At 46.8% G+C, this 899-nt stretch carries 1 protein-coding gene; it reads left to right on the plus strand.

Features of this window, described 5'->3' with window-relative positions; all coding sequences use genetic code 11:
* The coding region (locus CVN76_RS01275; protein ID WP_157805426.1) for a class I tRNA ligase family protein at positions 1-899 on the plus strand (899 nt) is incomplete at both ends.

An 899-nucleotide genomic window follows, 5' to 3' on the forward strand; every position in this document is an offset into this window, starting at 1 on the left:
GATGGGAAGATGTCCAAATCAAAAGGGAATGTGGTCGATCCCGTTACCTTGATTGATCGTTACGGCTTGGATTCCTTACGCTATTACCTATTGCGTGAAGTTCCCTTTGGTTCTGACGGTGTGTTCACTCCTGAGGGGTTTGTCGAACGAATCAACTTCGACCTGGCTAATGATCTAGGCAATTTGTTAAACCGAACGGTGGCAATGGTCAATAAGTATTTTGATGGTGTGATCCCGAGCTATCAAGGATCGAATCGTGAATTTGAAAAAGCCTTGCTGGAAATGAATCATGATACGGTTGGCAAGTATGAGGAAGCGATGGAGAACATGGAGTTTTCAGTTGCGCTGACGTCCATTTGGCAGCTTGTGAGCAGGACGAACAAATTCATTGATGAAACACAGCCATGGTCGCTTGCCAAAGATGAAGCAAGAAAAGAAGAGCTGGCCAGTGTTATGGTTCATTTAGCGGAATCTTTACGCAGGACGGCCATCCTTTTGAAGCCTTTCTTGACGCAGACGCCGGAAAAAATCTTTGCCCAGCTTAGCATCCAGGATGAAGTGTTAACTTCATGGGATAGCTTAGCGGAGTTCGGCCAAATCCCTGCGGAAACGAAAGTGTTGAAGGGCGACCCGATCTTCCCTCGTTTGGACATGGAAGAGGAAGTTTCATATATTAAAGAGCAAATGCAAGGCGGTGCCGAGAAAGCGCCTGAAAAAGCGGAAGAGCCCATTCCGGAGGTTGATGAAATCACGATAGATGACTTTACGAAAGTGGAGCTTCGTGTGGCCCAGGTCATCGAAGTAGAACCGGTGAAGAAGGCGGATAAGCTTCTGAAACTGCAGCTTGATTTAGGCTATGAGAAACGCCAAGTCGTATCTGGCATTGCCCAGCACTATAA

It is taken from the genome of Bacillus sp. mrc49 (genome assembly GCF_002803435.1).